The organism is Microbulbifer sp. CAU 1566 (assembly GCF_023156515.1).
Taxonomy (GTDB): domain Bacteria; phylum Pseudomonadota; class Gammaproteobacteria; order Pseudomonadales; family Cellvibrionaceae; genus Microbulbifer.
Genome location: NZ_JALNMG010000004.1, coordinates 160,954 through 177,407, shown reverse-complemented (window position 1 = coordinate 177,407; position 16,454 = coordinate 160,954). Strand labels below are relative to the sequence as shown.

Annotated in this window: 16 protein-coding genes; 4 read left to right on the top strand and 12 right to left on the bottom strand. The window is 61.4% G+C overall.

Annotation, left to right across the window (positions count from 1 at the left end):
- Positions 1–93 precede the first annotated feature (93 nt).
- Entirely contained in the window at positions 94–906 is an 813-nt protein-coding gene (locus M0G74_RS11665) for a porin family protein (protein WP_248217164.1), read from the top strand.
- Positions 907–1,006: 100 nt separating this feature from the next.
- Here the strand turns inward: M0G74_RS11665 and M0G74_RS11660 are convergent, their stop codons facing one another.
- A complete protein-coding gene (locus M0G74_RS11660; protein ID WP_248217162.1) occupies positions 1,007–2,929 on the bottom strand; it encodes an ATP-binding cassette domain-containing protein in 1,923 nt (640 codons plus the stop codon).
- Between the two features lie 69 nt (positions 2,930–2,998).
- On the opposite strand from M0G74_RS11660, the gene M0G74_RS11655 reads away from it, so the two are divergent.
- On the top strand, positions 2,999–3,544 hold the full coding sequence (locus M0G74_RS11655) for a TIGR02444 family protein (protein WP_248217160.1): 546 nt from the start codon (positions 2,999–3,001) through the stop codon (positions 3,542–3,544).
- 25 nt (positions 3,545–3,569) lie between these two features.
- Here the strand turns inward: M0G74_RS11655 and M0G74_RS11650 are convergent, their stop codons facing one another.
- The gene (locus tag M0G74_RS11650) at positions 3,570–4,583 is read right to left on the bottom strand and encodes a histidine kinase (RefSeq protein WP_248217159.1); all 1,014 of its coding nucleotides are present in this window, start codon (positions 4,581–4,583) and stop codon (positions 3,570–3,572) included.
- 539 nt (positions 4,584–5,122) lie between these two features.
- On the opposite strand from M0G74_RS11650, the gene M0G74_RS11645 reads away from it, so the two are divergent.
- Entirely contained in the window at positions 5,123–5,923 is an 801-nt protein-coding gene (locus tag M0G74_RS11645) for an FKBP-type peptidyl-prolyl cis-trans isomerase (protein WP_248217157.1), read from the top strand.
- Between the two features lie 84 nt (positions 5,924–6,007).
- Here M0G74_RS11645 and rsd read toward each other — a convergent pair whose 3' ends face one another.
- From rsd to rpmE, 10 genes are all read right to left on the bottom strand, one after another.
- Positions 6,008–6,487: a sigma D regulator gene (gene rsd, locus M0G74_RS11640; RefSeq protein ID WP_248217156.1), complete on the bottom strand. Its 480-nt coding sequence runs from the start codon at positions 6,485–6,487 to the stop codon at positions 6,008–6,010.
- 162 nt (positions 6,488–6,649) lie between these two features.
- The gene (locus tag M0G74_RS11635) at positions 6,650–7,399 is read right to left on the bottom strand and encodes an LrgB family protein (RefSeq protein WP_248217153.1); all 750 of its coding nucleotides are present in this window, start codon (positions 7,397–7,399) and stop codon (positions 6,650–6,652) included.
- Positions 7,389–7,811 (bottom strand): CidA/LrgA family protein, encoded by a 423-nt coding sequence (locus M0G74_RS11630; protein ID WP_248217151.1) that lies wholly within the window; start codon positions 7,809–7,811, stop codon positions 7,389–7,391. The genes M0G74_RS11635 and M0G74_RS11630 overlap by 11 nt, the downstream gene beginning before the upstream one ends.
- Positions 7,812–7,824: 13 nt before the next feature.
- Positions 7,825–8,325: a disulfide bond formation protein B gene (locus M0G74_RS11625; protein WP_160151996.1), complete on the bottom strand. Its 501-nt coding sequence runs from the start codon at positions 8,323–8,325 to the stop codon at positions 7,825–7,827.
- A 4-nt stretch (positions 8,326–8,329) separates the two neighbouring features.
- Positions 8,330–8,920, bottom strand: a complete 591-nt coding sequence (locus M0G74_RS11620; RefSeq protein WP_248217149.1) for an ACP phosphodiesterase — start codon at positions 8,918–8,920, stop codon at positions 8,330–8,332.
- A gap of 45 nt (positions 8,921–8,965) precedes the next feature.
- Complete coding sequence (gene gshA, locus M0G74_RS11615; RefSeq protein WP_248217146.1) at positions 8,966–10,570, bottom strand: glutamate--cysteine ligase; 1,605 nt, start codon at positions 10,568–10,570, stop codon at positions 8,966–8,968.
- A 198-nt stretch (positions 10,571–10,768) separates the two neighbouring features.
- Positions 10,769–11,221, bottom strand: a complete 453-nt coding sequence (locus tag M0G74_RS11610; RefSeq protein ID WP_248217145.1) for a hypothetical protein — start codon at positions 11,219–11,221, stop codon at positions 10,769–10,771.
- Positions 11,222–11,470: 249 nt separating this feature from the next.
- A complete protein-coding gene (locus M0G74_RS11605) occupies positions 11,471–12,724 on the bottom strand; it encodes a malic enzyme-like NAD(P)-binding protein (RefSeq protein ID WP_248217143.1) in 1,254 nt (417 codons plus the stop codon).
- A 169-nt stretch (positions 12,725–12,893) separates the two neighbouring features.
- On the bottom strand, positions 12,894–13,715 hold the full coding sequence (locus M0G74_RS11600) for a thermonuclease family protein (protein WP_248217141.1): 822 nt from the start codon (positions 13,713–13,715) through the stop codon (positions 12,894–12,896).
- Positions 13,716–13,753: 38 nt separating this feature from the next.
- Positions 13,754–13,966 (bottom strand): 50S ribosomal protein L31, encoded by a 213-nt coding sequence (rpmE, locus tag M0G74_RS11595; RefSeq protein ID WP_160152002.1) that lies wholly within the window; start codon positions 13,964–13,966, stop codon positions 13,754–13,756.
- 232 nt (positions 13,967–14,198) lie between these two features.
- On the opposite strand from rpmE, the gene M0G74_RS11590 reads away from it, so the two are divergent.
- Entirely contained in the window at positions 14,199–16,382 is a 2,184-nt protein-coding gene (locus M0G74_RS11590) for a primosomal protein N' (RefSeq protein ID WP_248217140.1), read from the top strand.
- Positions 16,383–16,454: the final 72 nt, after the last annotated feature.

Genomic DNA, 16,454 nt, shown 5'->3' with positions numbered 1-16,454 from the left:
CGGCCGCGCGCAGTGTGACCTGTAATCCGCTGTGCGCGGGCCCCTTATGCTATCTTCACACTACCGCCGGTAAACGGAAGCTCCGGAGCTAGAATGACAAAAATCCGCAACATCTCCCGACTCTTGCTGCTCGCAGGTGCCGGTATGGCCCTGAGTGGCCAGGCCCTGGCCGATCGCGAAGGCACGCTCAACCTCTACCTCAATGCCGGCCAATACTGGTTCGATGACGCACGTCTGGACGGCACCCCCTATGTCGGCTTTGAACTGGACGACAGTGCCGGTGGTGGTATCGGCTTTGGCTACAACGTCACCGACCGCTGGGTAGTCGAGGGGGTTTACGACCTGTTCAGTGTCAATGTGCAGGACACCCTGGAAGATGTGGATGTGCAGAATTACCACCTCGACCTGATGTATCAGTTCGCCGGACGTTTCTGTGGCAATTACGACTGGCAGCCCTATGTGGTCTTGGGTGCCGGCGAATTGCGGGTCGACGAAACGTCTTATGGCTACCCCGATGACTGGCACCGACGCCAGACCATGGTCAACTTCGGTGCCGGTATTAAATACCGCCTCGGTCCGCGCTGGCAGGCCCGCGGCGACCTGCGCGGTTTCCAGGGTGTGGAAGAAGGTGGCTTGGACAGCTTCCTGAACTTCAGCATCGGTTACCAGTGGGGTGCGGACCCGGTGGTGTACGATCGCGATGGCGACGGTGTCTTCGACGATGTGGACCAGTGCCCGCAGACACCGGCCGGATTGGACGTGGATGCGCGGGGCTGCCCGACCGATGGCGACGGTGACGGCGTGCCGGATTACCTCGATCAGTGTCCGATGACGGCCATGGGCATGCCGGTGAATTACGATGGCTGTGCCCATGAGCCTTACGATCCGGCGGATCTTTCCAAGTAAGCCCGGTTTCTTATCGGTTTACAGGCCAGTTTCAAAGCCAGTTCCAAGCCAGAGTGCGGGCAGCTCCTGCCCGCAACGTATTACTTTTTTGTCGCTTAGCCTATTCTCCCCGGGCTGCCTCCAGCGCCTCGGAAATTTCCAGCCATTCCATTTCCAGCGTCTCCAGCTCTTCCCGCGCCTGCCCCTGGGCCTGGGTCAGACGGGAGATCTCTTCCTGCTGGCCACCGCTGTAGAGGCTTTCATCCGCCAGCTGCGACTCCAGCTGTGCCACCTGCTTTTCCGCCTTCGCCATTTTCTGCTCGATGCTCTTGAGCTTGTTGGTGAGCGGTTTCAGTTGCTCACGCAGCGCGGCCGCGGCGCGGCGCTGGGCCTTTTTATCCTCGCCGGGTTTGCCGTCGAGCGGTTGGCTGCCGGTTTCATCGCGCTGTTTTTCATTGCGCTTCTCATCGCGTTTGAAGCTAAGAAGCCACTGTTTGTAGTCCTCCAGATCGCCGTCGTAGGGCTCGGCACGACCCTCGGCCACCAGGATAAATTCATCGGTGGTGTTGGCCAGCAGGTGGCGGTCGTGGGATACCAGCACCACTGCGCCGGGGAATTCCGCCAGTGCCAGGGTCAGGGCGTGGCGCATTTCCAGGTCCAGGTGGTTGGTGGGCTCGTCCAGCAGTAACAGGTTGGGTTTCTGCCACGCCAGTAGCGCGAGTGCGACACGGGCCTTTTCGCCGCCGGAGAAGCCGCCTACCGTTTCAAATACCCGGTCGCCCACAAAGCCGTAGCCACCGAGAAAATCCCGCAGCTGCTGTTCGCTGGCGTCAGGAGAGAGGCGCTGTACGTGCAGCATCGGCGACGCGTTGCTGTCCAGTGCCTCCAGCTGGTGCTGGGCAAAGTAACCGATCTTGAGGTGTTCGCCACACTGGCGCTCGCCGGCGAGCAGCGGCAGCTCACCAGCGAGGGATTTGATCAGGGACGACTTGCCGGCACCATTGGGTCCCAGCAAGCCGATGCGGCGGCCGGGCTGAATACCCAGTTCGACGCGCGGCAAAATGACTTTCCCCGGATAGCCGATTTTCGCTTCGCGCAGGTCGATCAGCGGGTTGGATACCTTGTCGGAGGACGGCAGGCGAAAGCGGAATGGTGAGTCCACGTGGGCCGGGGCGATTTCCGCCATGCGATCCAGCGCCTTGAGGCGGCTCTGGGCCTGCTTGGCCTTGGTGGCCTTTGCCCGGAAGCGGCGCACAAAGTCTTCCATATGTGCGCGCTCGGCCTGCTGCTTCTCGTATTGCACCTGCTGCTGTGCCAGGCGCTCGGCACGGGCGCGCTCGAAAGCGGTGTAGTTGCCGCTGTAGAGCACCAGTTCCTGCTGTTCGAAACTGATGATGCCGCCCACCACCGCATCGAGAAAGTCGCGGTCGTGGGAAATGATCAACAGGGTACCGGGAAAGCGCTGCAGCCATTGTTCCAGCCACAGGGTGGCATCCAGGTCCAGGTGGTTGGTGGGTTCGTCCAGCAGCAGCAGGTCCGCGGGGCACATCAGCGCCCGCGCCAGGTTCAGGCGGATACGCCAGCCACCGGAGAAGCTCTTCACCGGGCGCTGCTGGTCGGCGTGAGAAAAACCCAGGCCATCGAGCAGCTGCGCGGCGCGCGCGGGGCCGCTGTAGCCGTCGATGGCCGCCATCTGCTCGTGCAATTCGCCGATACGCTTGCCATCACTGCCATCGGCCTCTGCTGCCGCCAGCGCCCGCTGCAGTTCGCGCAGGCGGTGGTCGCCGTCGAGGGCGTAATCCAGCGCGCTCTGGTCACTGGCGTCCACCTCCTGGGCCATGTGCGCCACTTCCCAGTTGCTCGGCACTTCTACCGAGCCGGCGTCGCTGTCCTGTTGCTTCAGCAGCAGTTTGAACAGCGTCGACTTGCCGCAGCCGTTGGCGCCGATGACACCCACCTTGTGGCCGGGGAAGATACGGCAGCTGGTATTGTTTAGCAGATCGCGTCCGCCCACTTGCAGTGAGACGCCTTGCAGATTAATCAATGGAAACCTCTTTGAAATCGCCCAGTTTTGACTAGGCTATCGGCATAACTATTTTGCCGGGATTCTAACGTGACAGATACCGCACCTCCATCACCGCCCTTCTCGCCCCTGCAAAATCCGCTGTGGCATTTCAGTCTGGAGTTCTATCGCCAGCCCCAGGTCGCCGACTTTCTACTGGAGTGCCAGGACGCCAAGGGGGCGGATGTCTGCCTGCTGTTGTGGGCCAGCTACACCAGCGCCTGCGGACGTCAGTTGAGTGATGAGAGCTGGCGCGTCGCGGACCGCGGCCTGGCGCCGCGCCGACGCATGATCAACAGCGTGCGCAACCTGCGCCGCTGGCTGGGTCGAATCAACAAGGGCAATGGGTTCTACGAGTGGTGCAAGCGCTGTGAGATACGCATGGAACAGAGACAGCTGGCGGCACTGTGGAAGCTACACGGCGAAACCTGGCCGGAGACCCGCTCCCCGCTGGAGCTGGCCGGGCAGCAATACGGTTTGTTACAAAAAGAACAGGCCCGCTGGGCGGGCCTGATTGATGCCTATAGCTCGGCAACGAGCCCGGCGAGCGACATGGTGGCCGCTGGCGCCGGGGCAGCCGGAAGAGAAGACTCCTGACGGCTGCCGAAACACCTATCCGGACTCAGTACTTGTGCTTGTGCTCTTCCGGGCCGTAATGCGGATTCTCCTCGGTCGCAAACAGGCTGTTGGGCGGTGTGCTCGGGGTAATACTCGGCACTACCGGCGTTACCGCCGCGGCACTGGATTCCGGCACCAGAGGTTTTGGCTCTGATGTTTTACCCATCACCGGTTCCTGACTCGGCTTGGCTTCTACTGCTGGCGTTTGCGGTGCCGCTGCGGGCTTGCTGCCATTGGTTTTGGCTGGCTTTTTCGCGGCAGTTTTCTTGGGGGCCTGGGTTTTGGCCGCTGCTTTTTTCGTTGGTGTCTTTTCTGCGGGTGCCTTGGCAGCGGCGGACTTGCTGGCTGCCGGTTTCTTGGTGGTCGCCTTTTTAGCGGCGGCCTTCTTGGCTGGTTTGGTCGCTACCTTGTCCGCGGCCGGTTTGGCGCTGGCTGCCTTTTTGGTGGTTGCCTTTTTTGCCGCTGTCTTTTTCACCGCGGCTTTTTTCGCGGTGGTTTTTTTCTCTGTGGCTTTTGCCGCGCTGGTTTTCACCGCTGCCTTTTTGGTAGAGGCTGCTTTCTTGGCGCTTTTGGCTGCGGCTTTTTTCTTCTTGGGCTTGCCGGCTGCCAGGACCTTCTTGCCAGCCGCTTCTGCGGCTTTCTTGACGGTGTCAGCCGTCTTCACCGCCAGCTTGGCAGCGGCCTCGGCCACTTTGGACTCGCTGGCTGCCTTGGCTGCCTCTTTAGCAGTTTTCTCGAGTTTGGCCACCGCAGCCTTGGCTGTATCGACCTTCTTTTTCGCGGCGTTCTTGGCCGCGGGGGTTTTCGCCTTGGTTGCAGAAGTGCGGGCAGCCGCGAGCTTGTCTTTGGCTTTCTTTACCTGCGTCTGGGCTTTGTCGGCTTCCTGGCTGGCCTTTTTCAGAGCTTTGCCAGCATCGGCTGCTTCCTTGGTCCGAGCTTTTTCGAGTTGGGTTGTGATCTTGGCGATCTGCTTTTCCAGATCGGAAACGGAAAGAGCGGCTTTGCGTTTGGCGGCCATGAGAGAAATCCTGCGGTTGAATCGGGGTTGTCGAAATCAGGTTGGTTCTAGCCCTGAACGCCCTCCTTCGGACAGCAGATCCACCTCTCTGCGGGAGAAAATGTTTCAGGGTGAAAGCTGATAATAGCGCTACTATTTGGTAAGTGCATCCCTGTGCATCTATCCATTTCACGCATTTCCCAGCAGATTTTGTGCTTGTGCTCCCGGGCACGCTTCTGACGCGATATACCGGTGCAAAAAAAATTACCGGGAAATGAAACAACTGGGCCTCACCGACGTCTTACTCGGCAGTGTGCAGCCCGAACTCGCATGGGGTAGACTTGCCTGTCGCTGACCGGACGAGTTGTAACTGTGATCTGCAGCACATAGCAGGCAGTGGTCTGGGTGTACAACGGGCTGTGCAGCCGAGGTTCACGGACTGAGTGCGCCGCTCGGGTACATAGACAGCAGGACAGGGGAAACCCTGCGCTTATACAACCGGGGTTTATGCAACCTGCTTAACGAATACAATGCTTCACGGAAATAAAGAGACGATTCTCATGAATAAAACTTCTTTGGCTGCTGCGATTGCACTGGGTATTGCACTGGTCGGCTGTAACAAACAGGAGTCCGCCGGCTCCGCAGACATCAAGCTCGAATCCCAGGAGCAGAAGGTCAGCTATATCATCGCCGAAGATATGGCCAAGCGCCTGAAGAGCCAGGACGTTGCGCTGGATCCAAAAATTGTCGCCATGGCACTGAATGATGTCGCCAGCGATCGCGAATCCCGCCTGAGCGACGACGAGAAGCAGCAGGTAATTTCTGTCTTCCAGGAAAACATGCAGGCCAAGCAGAAAGAGCTGATGGCCAAGCAGGAGCAGGAGTTCAAAGCCTCCGCAGACAAAAACCTGCAGGACGGTAAGAAGTTCCTGGAAGAAAACGCCAAGAAAGACGGCGTGCAAACCACTGACTCCGGCCTGCAGTACAAGATTGTTACTGAAGGCAGCGGCGCTAGCCCTTCCGAGACCAGCGTGGTTGAAGTGGACTACAAAGGTACCCTGATTGACGGAACTGAATTCGACAGCTCCTACAAAAACGGCAAGCCGGTGCAGTTTCCCGTCAACGGCGTGATCAAGGGTTGGACCGAAGCCCTGCAGCTGATGAAAGAAGGCGCAAAATGGGAACTCTATATTCCTTCTGACCTGGCCTACGGCCCGGGCGGTGCCGGCGGTCTGATCGGCCCCAACTCCACGCTGATTTTTGAAGTGGAACTGCACAAAGCCGACGTCAATGATGATGCTGGTGCGGCAGAAAAAGAAGCGGTAGAAGAAGATCAGGCGACTGACGCGCAAAGCCAATAAGCGCCAGTTCTTCACCAATAAAAAAGGGGCCATAGGCCCCTTTTTTATGGTCTGTCTGAAACGCTATCGGCATGCAGCCGGGTTTCAGGCCAACTGGTTTTTGTGTGCAGTGTGCAGTGTGTCGATCATACGATCCTCGGCGGCGAAGCGGGTTTCCAGTGCCACACCCAGCTCCGAGAGGTCTTTGGACAGTGCGCTGAGATCGTCGGTTTCCTGGTATTTGTCGTTGAAGTCCACTGCGGTATCGGTGGTGGCGTCGATTTCCCGGTAGAGGGCTTTCGCCTGTTGCAGTCCTTCGGTGTCGCCGAACGCCTGCCCTTCCTGGATCAGCTGGTCGTAGACTTCAAAGTGCCCGGCGGAAATATAATCCACCAGTTGCTGGCACAGGGTGCGCACGCTGGCTTCCGCTTCTCGGCTGTTATCCGAGTTGCTGTCGCCAATGTCTTTTTTGTCCGACAGGGTGCAGAAGCTGACCAGCAGCGCCTGACGGGATTGCAGCCAGCGGTCGATTATCTGGCTGACGCCACCCCAGCGCTCCTGCGCGTTCTTACAGTTTTCCAACATCTCCAAGTTTCCTTTTGTGAACTCTTACAACTGCTCTTAGGAATGTAGAAGCTTATGCCGCCGCGGGCAAGGAAGACGCCACAAAAATGCGCCAGAAAGCGAAATCTGCCAGGCCTAAACCAAGCCCTTAATCAGCCCCTTAATCAGACCTTCAATCAGGCCTTAAAAGGCACCGGCAAAAAGCGGTAGGAGCAGCGCGGTCAGGGCGCCACAGAGACCCATGGCCAGGGCGGAAAAAGCGCCAGTGAGCGCACTGATTTCCAGTGCGCGCACGGTACCTATGGCGTGGGCATTAATCCCGAGGGTAAAGCCGATAACCCGCTCATCGTGGATGCCCATTAAGCGCATCAGCGAGGGCCCGCACACGGCGCCGACAATACCGGTAAAGGCGACTACACCGGCCGCCAGGCTCTGGACGCCGTGCATTTCCTGGGCCAGTGCCAGGGCCACCGGGGTGGTTACGGACTTGGTGGTCAGTGCGATCAGCACCGTGCGGCTGCCTCCCAGAAGTGTGGCGATCACCACGGCGACCAGTGGGGCGAGTATGGCCCCGATCAACAGGCCCAGCATCAAAGGCCAGCCGGCCCTGCGCACCACGCCCAGATTCTGTTTGAGGGGAATGGCCAGCGCCACCACCGCGGGGCCCAGCAGCAGGTACAGCAGGCCGCTGCCCTGCTGATAGCCGGGGAAGTCCACCCCGAGCAGCAATAGCCCGGCAAACACCAGCAGGCTGCCGCCCACCACCGGGTGCAGCAGCGGGCTGCCCAGGCGGCGATAGAGTTTCAGGCCGAGCCAGAAGCCGAGGATGTTCAGCGGCAGAATGACCAGGGGGTGGGATGCGGACAGTGGTTGCAGAAACCCTTCAAATACCTGCAGCGCCTGGGTCAGCCAGGACAGCAACTCAGCTTTCATGGCGTTCTCCCGAAGGCGCTTGCGCGCCACTGCTGCGCCGGATCAGCCGGGCCAGCAGCAGCGCGGTAAGGGTAAGGCTGATCAGGGTGCCGATGATCATGGCGGCAATCAGGGCGAGCCAGTCACCGCCGGCGAGGTCGCGTAAAAAGTAGATACCCACGGTCGCGGGCAGAAAAATCAGTACCAGCAAGCGCAGTATCTGCTCGCCGACCAGCGCCAGCCCGCGGGGTACGCGGCCGTAGAGCATCAGCGCCAGCAGCAGCAGCAACATGCCCAGCACCGGGCCAGGCACTGGCAGCGACAGGCTGCCGACAAGGGTGCGCCCCAGCAGGTCGAAGGCGAGCAGTAGTACTGCGCCGCCTATCCACAGGGCGGCTTTCTTAAGCGCGATCACAGTCTTGAGCGCGATCACAGTATGGCGGCAATCAGTGCTTGCGGAACGCCTGCCACAGGCCAAACAGAATCAGCCCCACAAAACCCACGGCGGCCCAGCCGGCAATGGAGAGTCCGAGCATGGTCCACTGCACTTCGGCACAGTTGCCATCACCGGTGAGCAGGGTTTTGATGACTTCGGCCATGGGGAAGACGTCCACCATGTAGCTGATACCTGGGCCGCAGGCGGGCACCTGGTCTTCCGGCAGGCTTTGCAGCCACAGCTGGCGGCCGGAGAAATAGAGGCCGCCGATGGCCCACAGGGAAACGAGCAGGCCGTAGATGCGGCGACCGATATTATTGACGCCCCGGGGGTTGTGCAGGAAGGCGATCAGTGAGGTGAGGCCAACGCCGAGGAACATCACGCGCTGAGTGATGCACAGCGGGCAGGGCTCGAGCCCCATCGCATATTCCATATAAAAGGCCACGCCCAGTACGAAGATGACGGCGAGGAACATGAGCAGGAAGGTGGTGCGGGGGCTTGGCAGGGTCATGTGGTTATTGTCCGTATTGCTGCCGAAACAGGGCGGCCTGTTGCGACAATTCGGTAAACAGTGATTGAAAGTCCTGTGCCAGCGCATCGCTGTCTTCCTGCAGCAGCGGCAGTATGTCTGCCAGTGGCTGCGGGCGCCGCAGGCGCATGCCTACGCGCTCGAGGGTGCGCTGGATTATTTCTACCTCGCGGTAGCCGGGCAGCAGTTTAAATTGCTCGGCCCGCTGAATAAATGCCTGGGCGTTTTCGGGTATCCATTGCTGGCGCTGTCGGAAGTTGGACCAGCAGTCTGTGGCAAAGGTTTCCAGGGGCTGCGGGTGCCAGCGGGACCACTGGCTGGCGAGGGCGTGATCGAACCAGATATCCAGGGCGATGCCGCCGAGGCGGCGCCACTGGGGGCCGAGACGGGCAAGTGCGGATTTGTACGCGGGGTGCTGGTCGCTCAGCAAGTCGATACGCCGGTGCAGGCGCATGCCGTCTTCGATGGCTTGGGGTCTTTCGCCTTTCAATGGCCCTTTGACGAAGTCGCCCAACAGGCCGCCCAGTTGCCAGTCTGGATCGGGGCCGGACAGAACCAAGTGGGCTAGGTAATTCATAATCGTGCTCTGTGCGCTAGTCCTGTGGCACCTTAGCGTCAGGTTTCAGAGATCTCTCTGGCAGAACACATACTGGGCGTAATACTTGCCGAGAAAATCTTCAAAGCTGCCGGTGTCCCCTTCCTCAACCGCTTTCTGCTGCTGCAGGGACTCTGCTGCGAGTCGCACGAATTCGGCCTGCTCGGAATCGTCCAGCGGGCGCTCGAGGAAATACTGGCGGTGCTGTTCCGCTTTGGCCTGGGCCCACTGGAAGAAGGTTTGTTTGTGCTCGTGCATTTCCGCCAGCATCTGCGCCGCGGGGGTGGGGACCTTGCCATCAACTTTGTCGCGCTGGGCGCTGACGGCACGCTGGTAGTCGTGGCTGTCCCAGGCCTGGTCCAGCAGTTCTGCCATGGGTGCCATCTGGTCCAGCAGTTCGCCGGCCCAGTCGGTGAGTTTGCGCTCGCTGCCGTTGTGGACCAGTCGCAGCTCCGGGTCGCGGCCGCGGTAGACGATGCGGCTCTGGTTTTCCTGCACCGCGCGGTAGTCGGCGTCGTCGGTGAGGGGGCTGTCGCTGAGCAGGCAGTGCAGCAGGAAGGCGTCGAGGAAGCGCATCTGCGGGGCTTCGATGCCCAGTGGCACGAAGGGGTTGAGGTCGAGGCAGCGCACTTCGATGTATTCGACACCGCGGGCGTCGAGGGCCGACAGCGCGGTTTCGCCCATGCCGGCGGGGTTTTTCGGTCGGATCGGGGAGTAGAACTCGTTTTCGATCTGCAGCAGGCCGGTAGACAGCTGCTGGTAGTCGCCGTTGGCGTCCTTCACACCCTGTTCGTGGTAGGGCGGATAGGGCTTGCTGATGGCCGCGCACAAGGTGGACAGGTAGCTGGGCAGGTCGTTGTAGCAGACGATCAGGGATTTCTGGGCGTCGCTGGTGTAGCCGAGGTCGCCCATACGCAGGGAGGTCGCCTGGGGCGCGTAGAGGCTGCGGCCGTCGCCGTCGAAGGGCTCCAGCTTATGTTCCCGATCCTGCACGAAGGTGCCGCACACCGCGGGGGCGGCGCCGAACAGGTAGATCAGCAGCCAGTAGTGCCGGCGGAAGTTGCGGATCAGGTCGAAGTAGCGGCGGGTTTTGAATTCCTGCAGGGACTCTTGTGTTCCCCCATCGTTACCGCTCTCTTTTTGCTGCAGCCATTGCCAGAAGGTATCGGGCAGCGAGAAGTTGTAGTGAATGCCGGCAATGGTCTGCATGGCACGGCCGTAGCGCAGGCCGAGGCCGAGCCGGTAGATGCTTTTCATGGTGCCGCTGTGGGAGCTGCCGTAGCGGGCGACCGGGATATTCTCATCGCGGCCGATACGCCCGGGCATGCTGTTGACCCACAGGCGCTCGTCGCCGATTTGGCTGTAGGTGAAGCGGTGAATCTGGTCGAGTTTTTCCAGTGCCTGCTCGGGGGTGGCCACCGGCGGGGTGATGAACTCCAGCAGGGCTTCGGCAAAATCGGTGGTGATGCAGTCGTGGGTCAGCGCCGAGCCGAGGCCGGCCGGGTGCTCTGTCTGCGCCAGCTCACCCTCGGGAGAGACCCGCAGGCTCTCTTTTTCAATGCCGCGGCGAATGCCTTTGAGCAGGCTTAACGCCTCCGGTTTGGCCAGTTCGGCCAGATTGAAAGTGGGCACTCGAATCTCCTGTGAGCTGCCGGCAGCTGGCGCTGTGAATCCTGGGGTGGATCTGTGCAGCGCACCTTGTATGGGTTTCCGCCAGGGGGTTTTGCGATGTCAGTCTCGCGCGGATATCCGGCCTAAATGGGGGCGCAATAAGTGAACTCAAGCGTGCAATTTTGCTTGTGGTATACGGCGCCCTGTTAACGCGGCGGACTAGGCCTGGCTGGTGGCAGATTCCGGCGGCTGGCCAGGCTCGATTTCCGGGGTGGTACCCGGATACTGGTCCGGTGCGATTTCCGGCTCCGATTGTGGCACTACTTCAGGGGCCGGCTGGGGATCGGCTTCCGGGTTCTGCTGCGGCGGGGCCTCGTTGGGATCCGGTTGCGGCAGTTCGTCCGGGGCGCCGGCGCTTTGCGCTTCGCTGAACAGGGGCTCGGGGCTCAGTGCGTCGGCGGGGATCTGGGGGTGCTTTTTGGCGTCGAGTTCGCATTCGAGCAATTCGATACGCAGGGCGACGTTGCGGGTGTTGGCCTCGAACATCTGGTTGATGGCGACGTCCTTGTACTCGGTGCGGAACAGCTTGGTGTTCTCGCGGCCGTCGATCCACTCGTTACTTTTGCTTAAAAACTGCTGGTGCTGGTTGGTCAGCACATAAACTTGGCTCATTCGGGGGCACAACGTTGCTCAGACATGGGGGCAGTTTAGCGGTGGCTTGGGGGAGGCTCAAGGATTGAGGGAATCCCTTCGAATACATTCAGTGGCGGTGGCGCTGCCGGGTACGGCCTTGTGCGACACGCCGTGAACCCATCCATGGGGGCTCTTCCGCGAGGTCCCTCTCGCGGAAGGTCTCACAAGGCCGTACCCGGCATCACCACCTTCGCCCAAAGCTGCTGAGCAATTATTAACCGATAGATGCTAAATCGATTGCAGCGGGTAGTGCGCCGGGTAGGGTAAACGCGCGGAACCGCTGTCCACCGCGGCCCGGGCTACCGCCGCCGCGACTTCCGGCAACAGGCGCGGGTCGGTGGGCTTTGGCAGTATGTAGTCGGCGCCAAAGCTCAGTTCCACACCGCCGTAACCGGCGCGCACTTCCTCGGGTACTTCCTCCCGGGCCAGTTTGCGGATGGCTTCGATCGCGGCCAGTTTCATATCTTCGTTGATGCGGGTGGCACGCACGTCCAGGGCGCCGCGGAAGATGAACGGGAAGCAGAGCACGTTGTTTACCTGGTTCGGGTAGTCCGAGCGGCCGGTGGCCATGATCAGGTCGTCGCGGGTGGCGTGGGCCAGTTCCGGGGAAATCTCCGGGTTTGGATTCGAACAGGCGAAAACTACCGGCTTGTCGGCCATATGTGCCAGCTGCTCCGCGGAGAGCAGGTCCGGGCCGGATACGCCGAGGAATACGTCGGCGCCCTCGATGGCGTCGTCCAGGGTGCGCATTTCGGTGTCGCGCGCCCACTCGCCTTTATAGGCATTGATGTCGCTGCGGCCGGAGTGGATGACACCGCGGCTGTCGAGCATGGTGATCTGGTCTTTCTTGGCGCCCGCCGCCAGCAGCAGTTTGCAGCAGGCGGTCGCGGCAGCGCCGGCGCCGAGGCAGACGATGCGGACATCGGCCAGCTGTTTGCCCTGGATTTCCAGCGCGTTGAGCATGCCGGCGACGGTCACAATGGCGGTGCCGTGCTGGTCGTCGTGGAACACCGGTACCGAGCAGCGCTCGATCAGTGCTTCTTCAATGTGGAAACACTCTGGCGCCTTGATGTCTTCCAGGTTGATGCCGCCGAAGGTGTTGGCGATGGCGGCGACGGTTTCGATAAAGCGCTCGGGGCTCGGGCATTCGACTTCGATATCCACCGAGTTGATATCTGCGAAGCGCTTGAACAGCAGGGATTTGCCCTCCATTACCGGCTTGGAAGCCAGCGGACCCAGGTTGCCGAGGCCGAGAATGGCACTGCCGTTGGAGATGACCGCTACCAGGTTGCCTTTGCCTGTGTAGAGATAGGCGGCTTCCGGATCCTTGGCGATCTCGCGCACTGGCTCGGCGACGCCGGGGCTGTAGGCCAGAGACAGGTCTTCCTGGGTCTGTGCGGGGGTTGTGAGCTCCACCGAAAGTTTGCCCGGTGTCGGCAAGGCGTGGTAATCGAGCGCGGCCTGGCGCAGGGAATCGGTCATTGGGATGTCATCTCTTGGGTTTGGAATGCGGCCAGAAATCTGCGACTGGCGGCAGGGTTACAGCGGATGTTTTTGATTTTATTGTGGGGGCCAATTCACCCCCTATCCGGGGCGTGAAGAATAACCGAGACGACTGAATATTCACAAGCTCAAAAACTGAGCGGGTAAGTTATTTTCTACTAATTTCGATAGTAAATTCGGAATCCGATGCAATAAACCATCGTTTATTCTTAGGGTTTGCGGACACATATTTCGCGCCGCGGTCAACTAGCCAGCCTTTCACTACTATTTTGCGACCTTGCCAATCGCGCCCGATAAAGTGGCCATAATCCCGTTTCGGATCCAGTCGCACGGCCACCGGGCCGTCCAGTTCCAGCCACAGGAAGCGGTTGCGGTCGACCTTCTTGACGGTGCCGGCCAGGCGCACGAAACCGCCGTCGCCGGCGACGATATCCGCCGCTTGGACCAGTGGCCAGACGCCGGGTGCCCAGACGCCGCGCTGGTACTCGCGGGCCTCCTGTTCGCGGCTGGCCAGGCATTCGGCGAGGGTGAGATTGGGGGCCACGGCGATATGGAAGGCGAGCCCGGCCCGCAGCAGTGCAGATTCCAGGCTGTCGCCACGGTGGTTGTAGACGTGCGCCAGCACCCGGCCGTGGTTGTCGCGCCGGTCGCGATCGTATACCAGCTCCAGATCACCTCCGGCCAGGAAGCGCTGGGTAAACTCTTTCGCTTCCCGCGCCAGCGGTTGCGCCTGGTGTTGGCCGTGGGCGAGTTCCGGGGTGTTGACCCCGATAAGGCGAACCCGCCGGCCATCTTTGAGACGCAGAGTGTCGCCGTCGACCACCTTTTTGAGAGCGACCACTTCGTCGGCCTCTCCCATAACGCAGTCCGCTGCGGCACTAAACGGTGCCAGCAGAAGAGTAATGGCGTAAAAAGGAACATAAAAAAAGGCACCGAGGGAAACCCAGGGTGCCTTTGCTGCAGCACACATGGCCAGAGCCTGTGTGATGCCTGCGCGAAACGCGGCCGTTACTTGGAGATACGGCTGCCGAAACGCTTCTTGAAGCGGTCTACGCGGCCACCGGTGCTGGCCTGCTTCTGCTTGCCAGTGTAGAACGGGTGGCAGTTGGAGCAGACGTCCAGCTGGAGGTCTTTGCCCAGGGTAGAACCCATTTTGAATACGTTGCCACAGGAGCAAGTCGCATTGATTTCGGCGTAGTTCGGATGGATATCGGTCTTCATGATGGCCTCTTCTCGACACCGCCACCCAATCTTTCGCTGAGCACGGAATCGTCATTGGAGCAGGGGAGGATTCCCCGGGCTGTTTAAAAAGTCGGCGCATACTATCAGATTAGCCCGCTGATTCAAGCGGAACCTTCTGCGTTATCATCGCCCTTTTGCGCCGGTAGTAGGGAGATGCGCTTTGGATGTGATCGGGGGGCAGAAGTATCCAGTTCGGGAACCATCAGTCATCATGCGGTTGGCTGTGCCGGTGCCCCTGCGCCGCCTGTTTGACTACCTGCCACCGGAAGGCCTGAGCGCCGATGACCTGCGTCCCGGGCAGCGCTTCTGGGTGCCCTTCGGCAACCGTAGCCTGGTGGCGGTGCTGGTGGAACTGGTGCAGGAGTCGCCGCTGGCGGAACTGAAGCCGGCACTGGAACGCATCGACCGCCTTCCCATTTTTGATGACCGCAGCCGTCAGTTCCTGCAGTGGGCTGCGGACTACTACCAGGCCCCTCTGGGCGAGCTCTACGCCGCCGCCCTGCCGGTGGCGCTGCGCAAGGGTAAGCCCGCGGACCACTGGGCGGAGCAGTGGCTGGAACTGACCACCGAGGGCAAGGGCCTGCCGGAAACCGCCCTCGCCCGCGCCCCCAAGCAGCAGACGCTGCTGCAATTGCTGCTGAATAAAGGCCGCCAGAGTCGCACCGCCCTGAATGCCCAGGGGCTCAACGCGCCGGTGTGCAAGGCGCTGATCGAGCGCAACCTCGCCCGCTGGGTTGCCGGACCCACCGCGCCGCCGCCACTGGAACAGGTGGCGCCGCGGCCGGCACCGGAACTGAATGACGAACAGCGCCAGGTCATCGCCGCCGTCGAATTCGGCAAATTCAATGCATCGCTGGTGGAGGGCACCACCGGCAGTGGCAAAACCGAGATTTACCTGCAATTGATGGAGCGCGCGCTGCAGCAGGGTAACCAGGCGCTGTTGCTGGTGCCGGAAATCGGCCTGACGCCACAGACGCTGCGCCGTATCGCCGCGCGCTTCCCCGACTTCCGTATCGCTGCGCTGCACTCGGGCCTCGCCGATGGCGAGCGCGCCCGCGCCTGGTTGTCGGCCGCCAGCGGCGTTGCGGATATCGTGATTGGCACCCGCTCCGCCATCTTTACCCCGCTACCGCGCCTGGGGGTGATACTGGTGGACGAAGAGCACGATGGCTCCTTCAAGCAGCAGGACGGTGTGCGCTACTCCGCGCGGGATCTCTCCCTGGTGCTGGCGCGCAGCGCCAATGTGCCGGTATTGCTCGGCAGCGCCACGCCATCCCTGGAAAGCCTGCACAACGCCCTCTCCGGCCGCTACCAGCACCTGCGACTGCGCCACCGCGCCGGCAACGCCCGCCCGCCGCAAATCAGCCTGGTGCCCACCCTGCACCAGCAGCTGCAGGAAGGCTTTGCGCCGCAGGTGCTGCGCCATATCGGCGACACCCTGCAGCGCGGAGAACAGGCGCTGGTGTTTATCAATCGCCGCGGTTACGCCCCGGCGATTACCTGTGAAGACTGCGGCTGGCTCGCCGATTGCCCCCACTGCTCCAGCAAGCTCACCCTGCACCGGCGCCAGCGCCACCTGCGCTGTCACCACTGCGACTATCGCCAGCGGGAGGTGCACGCCTGCCCCCAGTGCCACAGCCGCAACCTCAATGCCCTGGGCGCCGGTACCGAGCGCAGTGAGGACTTCCTTACCCACACCTTCAACCAGTTCCCGGTGATCCGCGTCGACCGCGATACCACAGGCAGCAAACAGGCCCTCGATCGGCTGCTGGAGCCGGCGCGCAATGGCGAGCCTTGCCTGCTGCTGGGCACCCAGATGCTGGCCAAGGGCCACCATCTGCCGAAAGTGACCCTGGTAGTGATACAGGACGCCGACGGCGGCCTGTTCAGTGCCGACTTCCGTGCGCCCGAACGCATGGGGCAGCTGCTGGAACAGGTGGCCGGTCGCGCCGGTCGCGGCGACCTGCCCGGCCACGTGCTGGTACAGAGCCGTTACCCCGAACACCCCATGCTGCAGCTGCTGCTGAACAAAGGCTACGGCGCCTTTGCGCGCCAGCTGCTGGAAGAGCGCCAGATCACCCAGCTGCCGCCGGTGCGCGCCATGGCCCTGGTGCGTGCCGAGTGCGAAGAGCCCCGCTGGGCGGAAGAGTTTCTCACCAACGCCCGCCTGTACCTGGAAGCCCTGGCGCCGCCCTCGCCGGAATTGCAGTACCTGGGCCCGGTGCCCGCGCTGCTGGAGCGCAAGTCCGGCCGTTTCCGCTTCTATATCCAGATCACCGCGGAAAAACGCGGCCTGCTGCAGAAGCTGCTGGCCAACTTCTGCCACTGGGCCGAGAGCAATAAAAACCGCCGCCTGCGCTGGGCGGTGGATATGGACGCCCAGGAATTATCCTAAACCCCGCGCACAGGCCCGGCGCAGGGGTTACAATTTGCCGCCAGAAAAACATCCGCAAAGTTCGAGAGAAGA